Origin of the sequence: Nocardioides sp. Soil796 (assembly GCF_001429525.1) — a bacterium.
Classification (GTDB): Bacteria; Actinomycetota; Actinomycetes; order Propionibacteriales; family Nocardioidaceae; genus Nocardioides.
Genome location: NZ_LMSQ01000017.1, coordinates 278,124 through 295,161 on the forward strand (window position 1 = coordinate 278,124; position 17,038 = coordinate 295,161).

Here is a 17,038-nt window from a genome sequence, read left to right on the forward strand (position 1 = left end):
GGACCCTTGATGACGCTGCGACGGCGTCACCCCTGAGTCGCGCCCGGAAGAGGTGGCGCGCCTTGTTCGAGGCGTGAGCGCACCCGCTCCGCCTCGGGGATCTCGACGTCGACCTTGCGGTACAGGTCATCGGCGGCCCGCCAGGCCTCGACGCCGTCCTCGACGCGTCCGGCGTCGGACAGCGCGTCGCCGAGGAACGTGAGGCTCTGTGCCTCGTCGAAGAGCATCGAATGCTCCCGAGCCAGGTCCAGGGCTGCCCGGTGATGGCGGGCGGCATCGAGCGGGTTGCCGAGCTGGCGCTGCACGAGACCCAGCCCGTTGCGGGCACGCGCCATCAGTTCGTGGTCCGTGATCGTGGTGGCCGCCTCCAGGGCCTCCTCGTCGCACCTGCGTGACTTCTCGAGGGCGCCGAGTTCGCGGTGTGCCCGGGCCATCTCGCAGAGGATGTCGGCTACCTTGGCGCGCACACCACTGTCGCGGACGAACACCTGCGCGCGCTCCAGTGCCGCCAGGGATCCGACGGGATCGCCCTTGTCGCGAAGCAACGCCGCCAGCAGGACCAGCGCTTCGGCGATCACCGGCCGGTCCCCGCTCGCCTCGGCGAGCTCGAGCGAGCGGGTGGCGTGCTCTTCGGCCTGGTCGAGGCGGCCGAGCTGGTGCTGGACGAGGCCGAGGTTGACGTGCACCGACTCGAGGCTGTTCTCGTGACCGGCGCGTTTGCTCGCGGCCAGCGAGAGCTCGAGCTCTCGCGTGGCCTCTCCCGGCCGGAACTCGACGAAGTGAACCCCGGCGAGCCCGTTGTGGACGGTGCTCACCGCCACGTGCTCACCCCGCTCCTCGTGGATCACCAGGGCGAGCTCGTAGTTCCGCCGGCACTGGTCGGTCTCACCCAGGGAGAAGTTGGCCAGTGCCATCAGCCGCAAGGCATCACCCTCTGCCTTGCGGTCGTGGCGGCGACGCGCGGCGGCCAGTGTCACGTCGTACAGGCGGAGTGCCTGCGCCGCCCTCCCCGTCGACTCGACGTAGCGCCACAGCAGCACGGGGAGCTTGCGCACGTAGTCGTAGTGGTCGAGCCGGTCGGCGATCTGTGCGGCACTGACCAGGTTGCCGTAGTCGCCGTCGAGCCATGCGAGAGCGGTCGCCTCCGACTCGAGACCCGGAAGGTCGATCGACTCATCGGCCGTGACGTCGGGACGCCGGTCGCGGTCGTACGGCGCCCAGACGTCGACTGCTGCCTTGGCGGCGGCCAGGTAGTGGTCGAGGAGGCGGTGCTGGGCCGCCTCACGAGTGGCGGTCTCGTCGATCGACTCGGCCAGTTCGCGGGCGTATGCGCGCAGCAGGTCGTGGGACCGGTAGCGGCGGGCCTCGCGCTCCTCGATGAGGTTGGCCCTCAGCAGCTCGTCGAGATGGCGACGCGTCGTGCGCACGGACTCACCGCATAGCGCGGCGAGGGCGAACACGTCCGCGTCATGGCCGGGGTGCAGTCCGGTCCTGCGGAACAGGGTCGCCGCGCCCGCGCCGAGATGCTGGTACGACGCCCCGAAGACCGGCCGCAGGGCACTCGTCCGGTCGTCGGGAAGATCGAGCACGTCGAGCCGGTCACCCTCGTCGGCGAGCTCCTCGACCAGGTCGGCGACGCTCGCGAGTGGCCTGGCCCGGCCGAGCTCCGCGGCAACCCGGAGTCCGAGCGGAAGCCGCGCGCACTGGTTTGCCAGCGTGCGCAGGGACTCGACGTCGGGCTGCGAACGAGGGCCGAGCATGTCTGCGAGCAGCCCCACCGCGTCGTCGCTGCTGAGGACTCCCAGGTCGATCCGGACGGCGCCCTCGCGGGCACCGAGGCCCGGCAGGGAGTCCCGGCTGGTCACCAGCACGGCGCAGTCCGGGTTGCCGGGGAGAAGTGGCCGCACCTGGTCGGAGGAGTGGGCGTTGTCGAGGATGACCAACATGCGACGGTCCGCAACGAGGCTGCGGAACCGGGCTCCACGCCCGTCGGCGGGTAGCCCGCTCGACGGCTCCAGTGCGGCGAGGAAGCCCGACAGGGCATCTCCCGGATCGACCGGTTCATCGGGCCCGTAGCCGCGCAGGTCGACGTACAGCTGCCCGTCGGGGTAGTCGTCGGCGGCGCTGTGGGCCCAGTGCAGTGCCGTTGCCGTCTTGCCCACACCTGCTGTCCCGGTCAGGACGACCAGGCTCGACTGCGCGTCGCCGTCGAACAGCTCGTCGAGCCGGGCAAACTCCTCGTCGCGACCGACGAGGCGCGACGGCCGGAACGGGAGCATCCGCGGGACCGGCGCCGACGACGTGGCCGGTCCGGTCATGGACTCGCCGGCCAGGATCGTCGCCTCGAGGTCGCGGAGCTCCGGGCCCGGCTCGACCCCCAGCTCGTCGATCAGGTGGGTACGGGTGCTGCGGTAGGCCTCCAGTGCCTCGGCCTGTCGACCTGACAGGTAGAGCGCGGTCATCAGCTGGGCGGTGAAGCGCTCGCGGACCGGATGTCGACGCACGAGGTCGCTCAGCTCCGAGACCAGCCCCGCAGGACGGTCGGTGGTCAGCCGGGCGTCGTACAGGAGCTCGGTCAGCGACTCCTGCAGGCCGGTGAGCCGCTGGGAGTCTGCCCTCAGGGGTGGTACGTCGAGGCCGGCGTAGGCCGCGCCCCGCCACAGGTCCAGTCCTTCCCGGGCGAGGGCCGCGCAACGACTCGGGTCTGTCGCGAGCGCGTTCTCCGCTTCGGCAGCCAAGCCTTCGAACCGGTCGGAGTCGAGCTCGCCGGGCTCGACGCGGAGTCGATAGCCGGACTGGTCGAACACCAGACGAGTGGCATCGCCCATCAGCGTACGCAACCGCGAGGCGTGCACCTGGAGGCGTTGTTCGGCACGGTCGACGGGATGGCCGGGCCACAGGGCATCGGCAAGGGTGTCGAGGGGGACCTGCTCGTTGGCACGCATCAGCAACATCGCCAGGAACGCTCGTCCGAGCGCTCCGCCGGGGGCGATCTCGACACCGTCGTCGAGCACACCCACCGTGCCCAGGATCCGGAACTCCATGACGTCCTCCGTCGCGCACCGTTCCCGGGTTCGACGAGCGGAGTCCGCCCCTGTGCCAATCCCGAGATCTGGCTACGTTATCGAAGTGACGCGGACGGTGCTCGCCCATTAGCGTGACGACCTTGTGAGCCGAATTCTCGATGCAGTCATGCCTCCGCGGCTCGGACGCGACTTCAGATGGCTGCTCGGCTCCTCGTGGGTGAGCCAGGTGGGCGACGGGATCGCCCTCGCCGCGGGGCCGCTGCTGATCGCATCGCAGACCCACGACCCGTTCCTGGTTGCGATGGGCGCGCTGCTGCAGCGGCTGCCGTGGCTGCTCTTCGGGTTGTACGCCGGGGTGGTGGCCGACCGACTCGACCGCTTGGTCGTCGTCGTCGCGGTGGACGTCATGCGGGCCGTGGTGCTCGGGATCCTGGTGCTCGCGCTGGCCACCGGAGTGGTCAACATCGGCCTGGTGCTGGTCGTGCTCTTCCTCTTCGGCACCGCCGAGGTGTTCGCCGACACCACGTCGTCGACGCTGCTGCCGATGGTGGTGGCCAAGCGTGACCTCGGTGTCGCCAATGCCCGCCTCACGGCAGGGTTCGTCACGGTCAACCAGATGCTCGGTCCGCCGGTCGGTGCCGCGCTCTTCGCGGCCGGCATGGCCTGGCCGTTCGTCGCCCAGGCCGTGTGCGTGCTCCTCGGTGCTGCCCTGATCGCGAAGATGCGACTGCCTGCGGTGCCCGTGCCGGAGGAGCCGAAGCGGGTGCGTCACGACATCCTCGAGGGGCTGCGTTGGACCTGGCGTCACCCCGCCGTACGCACCCTGACGCTGACCATCGTGGCGTTCAACATCACCTTCGGCGCGGCCTGGTCGGTGCTGGTGCTCTACTCGCTCAAGACCCTCGACATGGGGGAGGTGGGCTTCGGCCTGCTCACCACCGCCGGCGCGATCGGCGGCATGGTCGCCATCGGGTCCTACGACTGGCTCGAGCGGCACTTCTCCCTGGGCAACATCATGCGGGTGGGGCTGATCATCGAGACCTTCACCCACCTGGCGCTGGCGCTGAACCGCTCCGGACTCGGCGCCATCGTGATCATGTTCGTCTTCGGCGCCCACGCCTTCGTGTGGGGTACGACGTCGCGCACGGTGCGGATGCGTGCGGTACCCACCGAGTTCCAGGGACGCGTCGGCAGCGTCTACCTGGTCGGGGTCTTCGGATCCATGGTGATCGGCACTGCCCTCGGCGGTGTGATCGCAGGCACCTGGGGGATCGTCGCGCCGTTCTGGTTCGCGTTCGTCGGCTCGGCCCTGCTGGTGGTGCTGATCTGGCGGCAGATGCCGCACATCGCGCACGCCGACGAGGCGCTTGTGGCGGCTGAGGACTGAGGTCCCGGGATACCGCGATTCGGGGTTGTCGGCGTGTAATCTCGGCCGTGCTGACCCTTCCCCACGGCGCCTGCAATGATTTCGTCGTTCAGCGACATGTTGAAGCTGACCTGTGAAGCTGACCTGACCGCCGCTGCGAGGAGTCGCACGTTGTACCTCAAGAGCCTGACGCTCAAGGGCTTCAAGTCCTTCGCGTCCTCCACGACCCTGCAGCTCGAGCCCGGGATCACCTGCATCGTGGGGCCCAACGGCTCCGGCAAGTCCAACGTCGTCGACGCGCTGGCCTGGGTGATGGGGGAGCAGGGTGCCAAGTCGCTGCGCGGCGGCAAGATGGAGGACGTCATCTTCGCCGGCACCTCCGGTCGCCCGCCCCTTGGTCGGGCCGAGGTGCAGCTGACCATCGACAACGCCGACGGCGCCCTGCCGATCGAGTACGCCGAGGTCACGATCAGCCGCACCATGTTCCGCAACGGCGGCTCCGAGTACGCCATCAACGGCAACACCTGCCGGCTGCTCGACGTACAGGAGCTGTTGTCCGACTCCGGCATCGGCCGCGAGATGCACGTGATCGTCGGGCAGGGGCAGCTCGACCAGATCCTGCACGCCACTCCCGAGGAACGGCGCGGCTTCATCGAGGAGGCCGCCGGGGTCCTCAAGCACCGCAAGCGCAAGGAGAAGGCGCTCCGCAAGCTCGACTCCACCGAGGGCAATCTGCACCGCCTCGGTGACCTGCTCAGCGAGATCCGCCGCCAGCTCAAGCCCCTGGGTCGACAGGCCGAGGTGGCCCGCAAGGCGGCCACCGTGCAGGCCGACGTGCGCGATGCCCGGGCCCGGCTGCTGGCCGACGACCTCGTCACCGCACGTACGGCGCTCGAGCAGGAGATGGCCGACGAGTCGGTGCTGCTCCAGCGGCGCGCACAGGTCGAGAAGGACATCGCCGCGATCCGTGAGCAGGAGGCCACCCTCGAGGCAGCCCTGCGCGAGGACCTGCCCGCCCTGGCGAAGGCGCAGGAGACCTGGTTCGCCCTGTCCGGACTCCGCGAGCGCCTGCGCGGCACGCAGTCGCTGGCGAACGAGCGGGTCCGCAACGCGGCGGGCACCGCCGACGAGCCGACCCAGCAGGGCGGCCGCGACCCCGATCAGCTCGAGGCCGAGGCGGCCCGGGTGGGGGAGCAGGAGAAGCAGATCAACGTCGAGCTGGACAACCAGCGCACGGCGATGAGCGACGCGGTCACCGCCCGCAAGGGTGCCGAGGACGCCGCGGCCGAGGAGGAGCGCCGGGTCGCCGGACTGCAGCGTGCCGCGGCCGACCGACGCGAAGGACTGGCCCGCCTGCACGGCCAGGTCAACGCGCTCAAGTCGCGCGCCGCCGCAGCAGACGAGGAGATCGGCCGACTCACCGTCGCCCACGAGGAGGCCACCGCCCGTGCCGACCGCGCCCAGCGCGACTTCACCGCCCTCGAGACCAAAGTGGCCGGCCTCGACGCCGGCGAGGAAGGGCTCGACGCCGAGCACGAGGCCGCGGTCGGCCTGCTCGACGACCTCGAGGAACGACTCGCGAAGGCGCGCGACGAGGCCACCCTGGCCGACCGGGAGCGCTCGGCCCTGATCGCCCGCAAGGAAGCCCTTGAGATGGGGCTGACCCGCAAGGACGGCGCCGGTGCGCTGCTGGCCGCCTCGGACTCCGTCTCCGGCCTGCTCGGTTCGGTGGCCGCCCTGCTGACCGTCAGGCCCGGCTACGAGACCGCGATCGCGGGGGCCCTCGGCTCGGCCGCCGACGCGGTCGCCGTGGCCGGCCCCGACGCCGCCATCGACGCGATCACCCACCTCAAGGGCGACGACCTCGGTCGGGCCGGACTGCTGCTCGGCGGTGGCCCCGAGGCCGATGCCGACTGGCCCGGGCTGCCCGGCAGCGCGGCGTACGCCGTGGACGTCGTGGAGTGCCCGGCCGACCTGCGCCCGGCGCTGACCCGGTTGCTCTTCAAGGTGGCCGTGGTCGACGACCTCGACGCCGCGCGTGCCCTGGTCGACTCGATGTCCGACGTCACCGCGGTCACCCGTGAAGGCGACCTGCTGGGCGCACACTTCGCCTCCGGTGGCTCGGCCAAGCAGCAGTCCCTGATCGAGATCCAGGCCGCGGTCGACGAGGCCGCCCAGGCGCTCGAGGAGGCCGCGGCCTCCTCGGAGCGACTGATGTTCGAGACCTCGCGCATGGAGACCGAGCGGCTCGACGCCCAGAAGCGGGTCGACGTGGCGCTGGCCAAGCTGCACGAGTCCGACGCGACCCTGGCCGCCGTGGCCGAGGAGCTCGGCCATTACGGCTCGCAGGCCAGGTCCGCGCGGGGCGAGGCCGAGCGCCTCACGACCGCCATCACTAAGGCCCAGGAGGCGCGCGAGAAGGACCTCGCCGGGCTCGCCGAGCTCGAGACGCGCTTGGCCTCCGCCGAAGAGGCACCCGAGGAGGAGCCCGACACCAGCGTCCGCGAACAGCTGATCGAGTCGGCCCGGGCCTCCCGCCAGGCCGAGATGGACGCCCGGCTCGCGCTGCGCACCTCCGAGGAGCGCGCCCGGGCCCTGCACGGTCGCGCCGACGGCCTGCTGCGTGCCGCCCGACAGGAACGCGAAGCCAGGGCCCGTGCCGCCGAACGACGCGAACGACTGATCCGCGAGGGCAAGGCCGCCCAGGCGGTGAGCACCGGTGTCGGCATCGTGCTCGAGCGCCTCGAGGGCTCCGTCACCACCGCTGCCGAAGCGCGCACGACGGTCGAGCAGTCGCGTGCCGGTCGTGAGCAGGAGCTGATGGCCACCCGCACCCGCCTGCGCGACCTCGACCGCGAGCACGACGAGCTGGTCAACTCCGTCCACCGCGACGAGATGGCCCGCACCCAGCAGCGCATGCGCATCGAGCAGCTCGAGGAGCGTGCCCTCGAGGAGCTCGGTCTCGACCCCGAGGCGCTGGCCAACGAGTACGGCCCCGACAACCTGATCGCCTTCAGCGGTGAGGTGCCCGAGGGCGAGGAGGCCCCTGAGCCGATCCCGTTCGTGCGCGAGGAGCAGACCAAGCGGCTGCGTGCCGCCGAGCGGGCCCTGTCGATGCTGGGCCGGGTCAACCCACTGGCGCTCGAGGAGTTCTCCGCGATGGAGGAGCGGCACAAGTTCCTCACCGAGCAGCTCGAGGACCTCAAGAAGACCCGCAAGGACCTCCTCGACATCGTGCGCGAGGTCGACAGCCGGGTCGAGCAGGTCTTCACCGAGGCCTGGGAAGACGTGCGGGTCGCCTTCGACCACGTCTTCAAGCGGTTGTTCCCCGGCGGCGAGGGCAAGCTCGTGCTCACCGACCCGGGCGACATGCTCAACACCGGCATCGAGGTCGAGGCCCGTCCGGCCGGCAAGAAGGTCAAACGGCTCTCGCTGCTCTCCGGTGGCGAGCGGTCACTCGTCGCGGTTGCGTTCCTGGTCTCGCTGTTCAAGGCCCGGCCCTCGCCGTTCTACATCCTCGACGAGGTCGAGGCCGCGCTCGACGACACCAACCTCGGTCGCCTGCTCGAGATCTACGAGGAGCTCCGCGAGAACTCCCAGCTGCTCGTGATCACGCACCAGAAGCGCACGATGGAGGTCGGCGACGCGTTGTACGGCGTGACCATGCGCGGCGACGGTGTCTCCGCGGTGATCAGCCAGCGACTGCGCGAGACCGAGCCCGCCTGACCGATGCCGGCTTGACCGATCCGGGCTTGGGCACCGGATCGCAGTCACCCGGTCGGCTGTGGGGGTTCGACCCGGGCAGCACTCACCGGCACGGCCGGCGCCAGGTCGGCGAGACGCGGCTGGCGGACCGTACGACAGGTGAGCAGGCGGGTGTGGGCGCGGCTCACGCCCAGATCCGGCCCACAGCCCGCGAGTTACCTGTCGGACGGTCCGGGGCGGTCCGTCAGCGGACGACGAGCGGCCGTCCCAGGGGCAAGACGTTCATTTCGACGGGCAGTTCGCTCGTCCCGATGCTCACGTCACGCTCAGCTGACGCACTCCTGGCGTGAACTGCATGTCGAAATGAACAGCGCCGCCTCACTCGGTGTGGTCAGGCGGCATCGCGGGGCTTGCACGCCGGGTCGCAGTCACCCGGGGCGAGCAGGGTGCACGAGCAGACGAGTCAACCGCATAGGGTGCCCTGCGTGAGTGACGAGAAGACCCGACCCACCCGCGCCGACTACGTCGCCTGGCGCACCGTGACCACCCGGTGGCGCGACGACGACGTCTACGGCCACCTGAACAACGCGACCTACTACGAGCTGTTCGACACGGCCGTCAACGCCCACCTCATGGAGGCGACCGGCACGAACGTGCGGTTCCTGCCGCAGATCGGCGTCGTCGCGGAGACGAGCTGTCGCTACTTCCGCGAGATCGGGTTCCCGGAGCCGATCGAGATGGGACTCGTGGTCGACAAGGTCGGCACGTCGTCGATCATCTACCGGATCGGGCTGTTCCAGGGCGACTCCGACGAGGCCGCGGCCGAGGGCCGCTTCGTGCACGTGTACGTCGACAACGAGCACGGCGCCGGCAACCGGCCCGTCGTGCCGATGCCCGACGTGATCCGCGCTGCCGTCGAGCCCCTGCTGCGCTGACCTGTCGTCAGCTCGTGATGACCTGTCGTGGGGTCGCCGGCGGGCGCCGTACGGCGTGGGGTGTGACACGTTCCGCGCGTCGGAATGGGGGAAGGGTGACGTTGCCGTGTCACGATGTTGGTGACGTCCGCTTTCCAACACCGAGGTGATCTGCTTGCTGGCCATCGTGCTGATGATGCTCGTGATCGTGCTGCTTGCGGCAGTGGTCGTGCTCTACGTCGCCTTCCCGCACCGCGGAGAGGACCTGCCCGCGGTCCCGTGGGTCGGCACGGCGCTGCGCAAGGGCGTCGACGCGATGCCCACTCTCGACGAGGAAGCCGCCGACGCCCGGCGCTGACCGTCGCGAGGGGACCCCGGAGCGGGTCTGATTGGATTGGCCCATGGAATTCCTGGGTGACTGGCTCTACCTGATCATCGGCATCGCCGTCGTCGGCATCCTCGCCGTCGTCGGACTGCTCTCCGGTGGACGCTCGAAGACCAAGCCGCCTGCTGGTGGCACCGACGTCATCGCGCCGCCGCGCGAGAAGCCGGTCGAGCCGCCACCCGAGGTCTCCACCGAGGAGCCCACGGCCGAGCCCGCTCCCGTCGAGCCCGCTCCGGTCGACGCGGGGACGGCCCCGGCTCTCGAGAAGCCCGAGGGCACCGCCAGCCGACTGGTTCGGCTGCGCCAGCGTCTCTCCAGGTCGCAGAGCGGTCTGGGCAAGGGGCTGCTGGCCCTCCTCTCGCGGGACCGCCTCGACAAGGACACCTGGGAGGACATCGAGGACACCCTCATCACCGCCGACATCGGTGTCGTCCCGACGCAGGAACTGGTCGAGAAGCTGCGCACCCGGCTCCGCGTCGAGGGGAACGAGGCCGGTACGCCGCGCCAGGTGCTGCGCGAGGAGCTGGTCAACCTGGTCGACCCGACCATGGACCGCCGCCTGGCCATCACCGGTGCGGACGGGCTCCCCGGCGTCGTGCTCGTGGTCGGCGTGAACGGCGCCGGCAAGACCACGACCGTCGGCAAGATCTCCCGCATCCTCGTCGCCGATGACCGCAAGGTCGTGCTCGGCGCCGCGGACACGTTCCGTGCCGCCGCCGTCGAGCAGCTCGCGACCTGGGGCGAGCGTGTCGGCGTGCCGGTGGTCCGCGGACCCGAGGGCTCCGACCCCGCCAGCGTCGCCTTCGAGTCGGTCAAGCGTGGCGTCGAGGAGAACTACGACGTGGTGCTGGTCGACACCGCCGGCCGCCTGCAGAACAAGGCCGGCCTCATGGATGAGCTCGGCAAGGTGAAGCGGGTGATCGAGAAGCAGGCGCCGGTGACCGAGGTGCTGCTGGTCCTCGACGCCACCACCGGCCAGAACGGCATGATCCAGGCCCGCGTCTTCTCCGAGATCGTCAACGTCACCGGCATCGTGCTGACCAAGCTCGACGGTTCGGCCAAGGGCGGGATCGTGGTCGCCGTGCAACGCGAGCTCGGCGTCCCGGTCAAGCTGGTCGGCCTCGGCGAAGGCGCCGACGACCTGGCGCCGTTCGACCCCGAGGCATTCGTCGACGCCCTCCTCGGCTGAGGCGTCCCCGTGTGAGCAACGCGTCACACGGAAGTAACACACGGCGGGAACTCGTTTCCTGAGCGCAATGAAGCAACGCGCAAGCCGAAATCTCCAGAGGTGAAGGTTTCACCAACTGAGCGGGAGAGTGTGCCGACATCGTCGTCGGCGTGGGGGCTCCCGCCACTCCGTGATCCACCCCTGGAGGTTCCGTGTACGACGGCTACTACACCTGGATGCTGGTGTCGGCGTCGCTGGTCTTGTTGATGACCGCGCCCGGCCTGGCACTGTTCTACGGCGGCATGAGCCGCTCGAAGTCCGTGCTCAACATGATGATGATGTCGTTCGCGGCCCTGGGCGTCGTCGGCATCGTCTACGTCCTCTGGGGCTGGAACATGTCCTACGGCGACTCCTACGCCGACGCGAACGGCGACACCGGCAAGGAGATCCTCGGCCTCTTCGCCAACCCGTTCCACAACTTCGGGATCAGCAACCTCGACCCGGCCAACTACGTGTTCGTCGCGTTCCAGCTGACCTTCGCCGTGATCACCGCGGCGCTGATCAGCGGCGCCATCGCGGACCGCGTGAAGTTCTCGGCCTGGCTGGTCTTCGTCCCGCTGTGGGTCACGCTCTCCTACTTCCCGCTCGCACACATGGTGTGGGGCGGCGGCTTCCTGACCTGGGCCGACGGTGACGGCCTGGCCGGCATGCTGTTCGGCACCACCGACGGTCTGCCCAACGTGGCGCCGATCGACTACGCCGGCGGCACCGTGGTGCACATCAACGCCGGTATCGCCGGGCTCGTCCTGGTGCTGCTGATCGGCAAGCGCCTCGGCTTCGGCAAGGAGCCGATGAAGCCGCACAACCTGACCCTCACCATGATCGGTGCCGGCCTGCTGTGGTTCGGCTGGTTCGGCTTCAACGTCGGCTCGATCGTCTTCGGCTCGACCGAGGAAGAGGCGATGCTCACCCAGTTCACCACCGAGACCGGCCTGGTCTGGATCAACACCACGGTGGCCACCTGTGCCGCAATGCTCGGCTGGCTGCTCCTGGAGAAGATCCGTGACGGCAAGGCCACCTCGCTGGGTGCCGCGTCGGGCATCGTCGCCGGTCTCGTCGCCATCACCCCGGCCTGTGGTTCGCTGACCCCGGTCGGCTCCATCGGCCTGGGCCTCGTCGCCGGCATGCTCTGCGCGATGGCGGTCGGCCTGAAGTACCGCTTCGGCTACGACGACTCGCTCGACGTCATCGGTGTCCACCTCGTCGGCGGTCTCGTCGGCACGATCGGCATCGGTTTCCTCGCCGCGCCGACAGCCGCCACCGAGGCCATCCCCGAGGGCCTGCTCTACGGCGGCAGCTGGAAGCTCCTCGCCGTGCAGCTCGCCTGCGCCGGCTTCGCGATCCTCTGGTCGGCCGTCGCCACGCTCGTCATCGGCCTGGCCATCAAGTACACGATGGGCTGGAGGGTCCACGACGACCACGAGGTCGAGGGCATCGACTTCAACGAGCACGGTGAGTCGGCGTACGACCTGGCCGGCACGTCGGGTGCCCGCCGCGGCCTGACGCCCAGCACGGGCGTCCTCAAGGAGAAGGAAGGTGCCAACGCATGAAGCTGGTCACCGCGGTCATCAAGCCGCACAAGTGGGAAGACGTGCGTGAGGCTCTCGAGACCTTCGGCGTGACGGGCATGACCGTCAGCGAGGTCAGCGGCTACGGCCGCCAGAAGGGCCACACCGAGGTCTACCGGGGCGCGGAGTACGACATCGCCCTGGTGCCCAAGATCCGCATCGAGATCGTCGTGGACGACGCAGACGCCGACGACATCGTGGGCATCGTCGTCAAGACCGCCGCCACCGGCCGGATCGGTGACGGAAAGGTCTGGGTCAGCCCGATCGAGACGGTCGTGCGGGTCCGCACCGGCGACCGCGACGAAGCGGCGATCTGACCGACGTGACATTGGTCCCGGCCTCCAGGCCGTCTGATTCAGACGTGGCGCCGTACGGCGTGGGGAGGCCGGGACTTGTTACCTGCGCGAAACACAACACGACCTCGGCGGTAACGACCGCGAAGCACAGTTTCGCCCCATGACTTCACCTCTCGTCGCGTCCCCGGGCCTCGACACCGGGGACACCGCCTGGCTGCTCGTCGCCACGGCCCTCGTGCTCCTGATGGCACCGGGCCTGGCCCTGTTCTACGGCGGCATGGTCCGCTCCAAGAGCGTGCTCAACATGATGATGATGACCTTCGGCTCCCTGGCCGTGATCATCGTGATCTGGGTGCTGGTCGGCTACTCGATCGCGTTCGGCGACGACCTCGGTGCCGGTCTGGTCGGCGATCCGCGCCAGTTCGCCGGGCTCGGGCAGCTGATTGAGCCGAGCGCGAACGGCGACTCGACGTACCCGCTGATCCTCTTCGCCGTCTTCCAGGGCCTGTTCTGCGTGATCACCGGGGCCCTGGTCTCCGGAGCGATCGCGGACCGGGCCCGCTTCGGCGCCTGGATCGTCTTCATCGCCCTGTGGACGGTGCTGGTCTACGCGCCGATCGCGCACTGGGTCTTCGACCTCTCCGCCGGTGACCACGAGGGCGGCTGGCTGCTCAACGGCCTCGGCCTGGTCGACTTCGCGGGCGGCACGGCGGTGGAGATCTGCTCCGGCGCCTCCGCCCTGGCCCTCGCCCTCGTGCTGGGCCCGCGGGTCGGGTTCGGCAAGGACTCGATGCGGCCGCACAACCTGACCCTCGTCATGCTCGGCGCCGGCCTGCTGTGGTTCGGCTGGTTCGGGTTCAACGCCGGGTCCGCGCTCGGTGCCGACCAGAACGCAGCACTGGTCTTCGTGGCCACCCTGCTCGCCGGCGCCGCCGGAACCCTGGGCTGGCTGGCCGTCGAGCGGTTCCGTGACGGCCACGCCACCTCTCTCGGCGCGGCCTCGGGAATGGTGGCCGGCTTGGTCGCCATCACACCGTCCTGCGGCGCCGTGTCGCCGATGGGTGCGCTCGCCATGGGCGTGGTCGCCGGTGCCATCTGCTCCGGCGCGATCGGCCTGAAGTACCGCTGGAAGTACGACGACTCGCTCGACGTCGTCGGCGTGCACATGGTCGGTGGCCTGGTCGGCACGTTCGGCATCGGCCTGATCGGTACGTCGGCGGCACCGAGCGGCGTCGACGGACTGTTCTACGGCGGCGGCTTCGACCAGCTCGGCAAGCAGGTGCTCGGCGGGGGAGTCGTGCTGGTCTACGCGTTCGTCGTCTCGGGCATCCTTGGACTCCTGGTCCACAAGCTGATGGGCTTCCGGGTCGACGAGGAGCATGAGATCACCGGCATCGACCTGGTCGTCCACGCCGAGTCGGCGTACGACCTGCACGCGTCGGCGGGAGCTCGCACCACGGGCCACGGCTTCCTGGCCGGCCTGACCCACCACGATCCGTCCCAGCACGACACCAGCCACAACGAGGAGAACCGATGAAGCTGATCACCGCAGTCATCAAGCCGCACAAGTGGGAGGACGTCCGCTCCGCCCTCGAGACCGTGGGCATCACCGGCATGACGGTCAGTGAGGTCAGCGGATACGGGCGCCAGAAGGGCCACACCGAGGTCTACCGCGGTGCGGAGTACGACATCGCCCTGGTGCCGAAGGTGCGTCTCGAGATCGTGGTCGACGACGACGACGTGGACACCGTCGCGGGCGTGATCGTGTCGGCTGCCGCGACCGGCAAGATCGGTGACGGCAAGGTCTGGGTCAGCCCCGTCGAGAGCGTCGTGCGGGTGCGCACCGGTGACCGCGACGAGGCGGCCATCTGAGGAGCCTCAGACGCCGCGGGCGTCTTCGACGCCCAGCTTCACGCCGATGGCGATGACACCGATCGAGGTCAGGATGCCGCTAGCCCACAGCAACAGCACGCTCGCCCCGGCGGCGACTCCGCGCCCGTCGGCGCCCACCGCCGACAGCCAGCCGATCAGCCCGAGCACGATGCCGAGCACCACGAAGATCAGGCCGGAGGGGAGTCCGCTGATGAACTCGGGCACCGGCGCGATCGGGTCCTCGTCGACCACGCGTGGCGTGGCGGTCGTCGACTCCTCGACGAGCTCATCGGCCTCGACGAACTCGGCGCCGGCCAGCGACGCACCGCATGCCGGGCAGGCCTTGAGGAACTCCTGCGGCACCTGGTGGCCGTTGGCACAGATCCGGATCTCCATGCCCGCATTCTTGCAGGGCAGTGCATGAGCGCCACCGACAGGCAGGCCCGCACGGAAGCCGCGGACGCCCTGTGCACCAAGGCGTACGACGACCTCCATGGGCCCGACACGGGCGTCGCCCTGGTGGCCGTCGGGGGCTACGGCAGGGGAGAGCTGGCTCCGTTCTCCGATCTCGACGTGGTCCTGGTCCACGACGACGACGTCGACCCCGGTGAGCTGGCCACGGCCATCTGGTACCCGCTGTGGGACTCGGCGGCCAAGCTCGACCACTCGGTGAGGTCCTTCGGGCAGACCGTGGACGCGGCCTCCGACGACCTGCGCGTCGCCCTGGGCATGCAGGACGTGCGGTTCCTGGCCGGTGACAGCAACCTGGCCCTGCGGCTGCGCACGACGATGCTGGCGCAGTGGCGGCGGGAGGCGAAGTCGCGGCTGCCCGACCTGCACAAGCTCGTCGTGCAGCGCCACACGCTGATGGGCGAGCTGGCCCATGCCTCCGTGCCCGACCTGAAGGAGTCCCAGGGCGGTCTGCGCGACGCCACCGTGATGAAGGCGCTGGTGGCGACGTGGCTGGTCGACGCGCCCCACGTGGAGCTCGAACGCTGCCGCCAGGACCTGCTCGACGTACGCGACGTGGTCCAGGGCCTGGCCGGCCGGGCCAACGACCGCGTCCCACCGGAGATCTGGGCCCAGCTGCCGGAGCCGCTCGGCCTCGACGACACGGTCGCCGCGCAGGTCGTCGTCCGCGACCTGGGGCGCCGGATCACGCACATCTCACGGCTGACCTGGCGCCGGGTCGAGTCCGTGCTGGCCCGCCCCGCCGCGGTCGGTGCCCGGCGTCCGGACCTCGACCCGATCGCACCCGGTGTCGCGGTCTCCAAGAACGAGGTGGTCCTCGACAGGGGAGCCCGCCCGGAGAAGGACCCGGTCCTGCTGCTGCGGGCCGCCACCGCGGCGGCCGAGCGCGACATCGTGCTGGCGCCCGCCACTGCCGCGCGGCTGGTCCGCGCCTGCCCGCCACTGCCGGAGCCGTGGCCGACCGAGGCAAGGCAGCTTCTGGTGCGGATGCTGGCCGCGGGCCGCGGTCTCCTCGGCGTCTGGGAGACGCTCGAGCAGACCGGCGCACTCGCCCGGATCCTGCCCGAGTGGGAGCGCATCCGGTCACTGCCGCACGCGTCGGCGATCCACCGCTTCACCGTCGACCGCCACGTGGTGGAGACCTGCATCGAGGCGGGCGCGCTGATCCGCACCGTGGCCCGCCCGGACGTGCTGCTGGTGGCGGCGTTGCTGCACGACATCGGCAAGGGCGGGCTCATCGAGCACAGCCAGGCGGGGGAGCCGATCGCCCGCGAGGTGGCCACCCGGTTCGGGTTCGCGCCCGACGAGGTCGACCTCATCGCGACGCTGGTGCGATGGCACCTCCTGCTGTCGGAGACCGCGACGACGCGCGACCCCGACGACCCGGCGACGGTCGACGTCGTGGTCTCGCACCTTCCGTCCGCCGAAGCGCTCTCGCTGCTCCTGGCGCTGACCGAGGCGGACGCCCGGGCAGCCTCGGGCAAGGCCTGGTCGACCTGGCGCGCCGGCCTGGTCCGGCAACTGGCGCGTCGCTGCCACTCCGCGCTGGTGGCCGCCGAGACCGGGACGACGCGCCCCCGCCTCCCCGAGCCGGAGGTGCCCGTGCCGGCGGAGGTGGTCGCCGATCCGTCGGCCATCGCGGTGTCGGTGACGCCGGGCACCGACGGGTGCCGGGTGACGGTGGTCTCCGGCGACCGGGTCGGACTGCTCGCCGACGCCGCGGCGATGCTGGCCCTGCAACGTACGTCGGTGCACGCGGCGCGGGCCTGGACCCAGGACCTTTACGGCGTCTCGCAGTGGGAGGTCTCCGACCAGCACCTCGACGTCGCCGTCCTGCGGCAACGCATCCAGGGCATCGCCGAGGGACGCATCGACGTCTCGCGCAGGCTGGCCCGGCCCACGGCCACGCGTCTGGCGCCCAGTGTCGTCGTACGCCCGGAGGCGTCGGAGCGCGCCACGGTCCTCGAGGTGCGCACCGACGACCGGCCCGGCGTGGTCCACCTCGTCTGCTCGGCCCTGGCCGCGGTCGGGGTGTCGGTGCGCTCGGCGCACGTGGACACGCTCGGTCCGCAGGCGATCGACGTGTTCTACCTGCAGGAGACCGGGGCGGGGGTGCTCACCGACGTACGCGCGGCGGAGGCCGCCCACGCCGTACGCGCGGCGCTCACGACGACCGGGCCCTGAGCCGCCGCGGGGCAGGCTTTTTC

Annotated in this window: 13 protein-coding genes; 10 read left to right on the plus strand and 3 right to left on the minus strand. The window is 70.4% G+C overall.

All coding sequences use genetic code 11. From position 1 onward, the window contains the following. Positions 1-26: 26 nt before the first annotated feature. Complete coding sequence (locus tag ASH02_RS08340; protein ID WP_057294567.1) at positions 27-3,044, minus strand: AfsR/SARP family transcriptional regulator; 3,018 nt, start codon at positions 3,042-3,044, stop codon at positions 27-29. A gap of 148 nt (positions 3,045-3,192) precedes the next feature. Between ASH02_RS08340 and ASH02_RS08345 the strand changes: the two genes are divergently transcribed. Together ASH02_RS08345 and smc are read left to right on the plus strand one after the other, a co-directional pair. After that, positions 3,193-4,413 carry an MFS transporter gene (locus ASH02_RS08345; RefSeq protein ID WP_057294568.1) on the plus strand — a complete coding sequence of 407 codons (1,221 nt, stop codon included), beginning with the start codon at positions 3,193-3,195 and terminating at the stop codon, positions 4,411-4,413. A gap of 150 nt (positions 4,414-4,563) precedes the next feature. Further along, positions 4,564-8,118: a chromosome segregation protein SMC gene (gene smc, locus ASH02_RS08350; RefSeq protein ID WP_057294569.1), complete on the plus strand. Its 3,555-nt coding sequence runs from the start codon at positions 4,564-4,566 to the stop codon at positions 8,116-8,118. A 44-nt stretch (positions 8,119-8,162) separates the two neighbouring features. Here the strand turns inward: smc and ASH02_RS27270 are convergent, their stop codons facing one another. After that, positions 8,163-8,285, minus strand: coding sequence for a hypothetical protein (locus ASH02_RS27270; protein WP_268793376.1), 123 nt, complete (start codon positions 8,283-8,285; stop codon positions 8,163-8,165). 297 nt (positions 8,286-8,582) lie between these two features. Here ASH02_RS27270 and ASH02_RS08355 point away from each other — a divergent pair, with 297 nt between their 5' ends. The 7 genes from ASH02_RS08355 to ASH02_RS08385 all read left to right on the plus strand — a co-directional run bounded on the left by ASH02_RS08355 (position 8,583) and on the right by ASH02_RS08385 (position 14,360). Further along, positions 8,583-9,032, plus strand: a complete 450-nt coding sequence (locus ASH02_RS08355; protein ID WP_056890732.1) for an acyl-CoA thioesterase — start codon at positions 8,583-8,585, stop codon at positions 9,030-9,032. Between the two features lie 154 nt (positions 9,033-9,186). Continuing rightward, positions 9,187-9,369, plus strand: a complete 183-nt coding sequence (locus ASH02_RS08360; RefSeq protein WP_156388612.1) for a hypothetical protein — start codon at positions 9,187-9,189, stop codon at positions 9,367-9,369. A 43-nt stretch (positions 9,370-9,412) separates the two neighbouring features. Next, complete coding sequence (ftsY, locus tag ASH02_RS08365; RefSeq protein WP_057294570.1) at positions 9,413-10,585, plus strand: signal recognition particle-docking protein FtsY; 1,173 nt, start codon at positions 9,413-9,415, stop codon at positions 10,583-10,585. Positions 10,586-10,776: 191 nt separating this feature from the next. After that, positions 10,777-12,174, plus strand: a complete 1,398-nt coding sequence (locus ASH02_RS08370) for an ammonium transporter (RefSeq protein WP_235539014.1) — start codon at positions 10,777-10,779, stop codon at positions 12,172-12,174. Then, entirely contained in the window at positions 12,171-12,509 is a 339-nt protein-coding gene (locus tag ASH02_RS08375) for a P-II family nitrogen regulator (RefSeq protein WP_056676294.1), read from the plus strand. Before ASH02_RS08370 ends, ASH02_RS08375 begins: the two co-directional genes overlap by 4 nt. Before the next feature lie 139 nt (positions 12,510-12,648). Beyond that, positions 12,649-14,025 (plus strand): ammonium transporter, encoded by a 1,377-nt coding sequence (locus ASH02_RS08380; protein ID WP_057294571.1) that lies wholly within the window; start codon positions 12,649-12,651, stop codon positions 14,023-14,025. Continuing rightward, the gene (locus ASH02_RS08385) at positions 14,022-14,360 is read left to right on the plus strand and encodes a P-II family nitrogen regulator (RefSeq protein ID WP_056676300.1); all 339 of its coding nucleotides are present in this window, start codon (positions 14,022-14,024) and stop codon (positions 14,358-14,360) included. Before ASH02_RS08380 ends, ASH02_RS08385 begins: the two co-directional genes overlap by 4 nt. Positions 14,361-14,366: 6 nt before the next feature. On the opposite strand, the gene ASH02_RS08390 is transcribed toward ASH02_RS08385, so the two are convergent. After that, positions 14,367-14,756 (minus strand): hypothetical protein, encoded by a 390-nt coding sequence (locus tag ASH02_RS08390; RefSeq protein ID WP_057294572.1) that lies wholly within the window; start codon positions 14,754-14,756, stop codon positions 14,367-14,369. Between the two features lie 24 nt (positions 14,757-14,780). Here ASH02_RS08390 and ASH02_RS08395 point away from each other — a divergent pair, with 24 nt between their 5' ends. Next, positions 14,781-17,015, plus strand: coding sequence for a [protein-PII] uridylyltransferase (locus ASH02_RS08395; RefSeq protein ID WP_057294573.1), 2,235 nt, complete (start codon positions 14,781-14,783; stop codon positions 17,013-17,015). The last annotated feature ends 23 nt before the right edge of the window (positions 17,016-17,038 follow it).

Coding starts and splice junctions, on each gene's coding strand:
- ASH02_RS08390 (WP_057294572.1), bottom strand. CDS start 14,756: ATGGAGATCCGGATCTGTGCCAACGGCCACCAGGTGCCGCAGGAGTTC.
- ASH02_RS08380 (WP_057294571.1), top strand. CDS start 12,649: ATGACTTCACCTCTCGTCGCGTCCCCGGGCCTCGACACCGGGGACACC.
- ftsY (WP_057294570.1), top strand. CDS start 9,413: ATGGAATTCCTGGGTGACTGGCTCTACCTGATCATCGGCATCGCCGTC.
- ASH02_RS08345 (WP_057294568.1), top strand. CDS start 3,193: ATGCCTCCGCGGCTCGGACGCGACTTCAGATGGCTGCTCGGCTCCTCG.
- ASH02_RS08375 (WP_056676294.1), top strand. CDS start 12,171: ATGAAGCTGGTCACCGCGGTCATCAAGCCGCACAAGTGGGAAGACGTG.
- ASH02_RS08395 (WP_057294573.1), top strand. CDS start 14,781: ATGAGCGCCACCGACAGGCAGGCCCGCACGGAAGCCGCGGACGCCCTG.
- ASH02_RS08340 (WP_057294567.1), bottom strand. CDS start 3,044: ATGGAGTTCCGGATCCTGGGCACGGTGGGTGTGCTCGACGACGGTGTC.
- ASH02_RS08385 (WP_056676300.1), top strand. CDS start 14,022: ATGAAGCTGATCACCGCAGTCATCAAGCCGCACAAGTGGGAGGACGTC.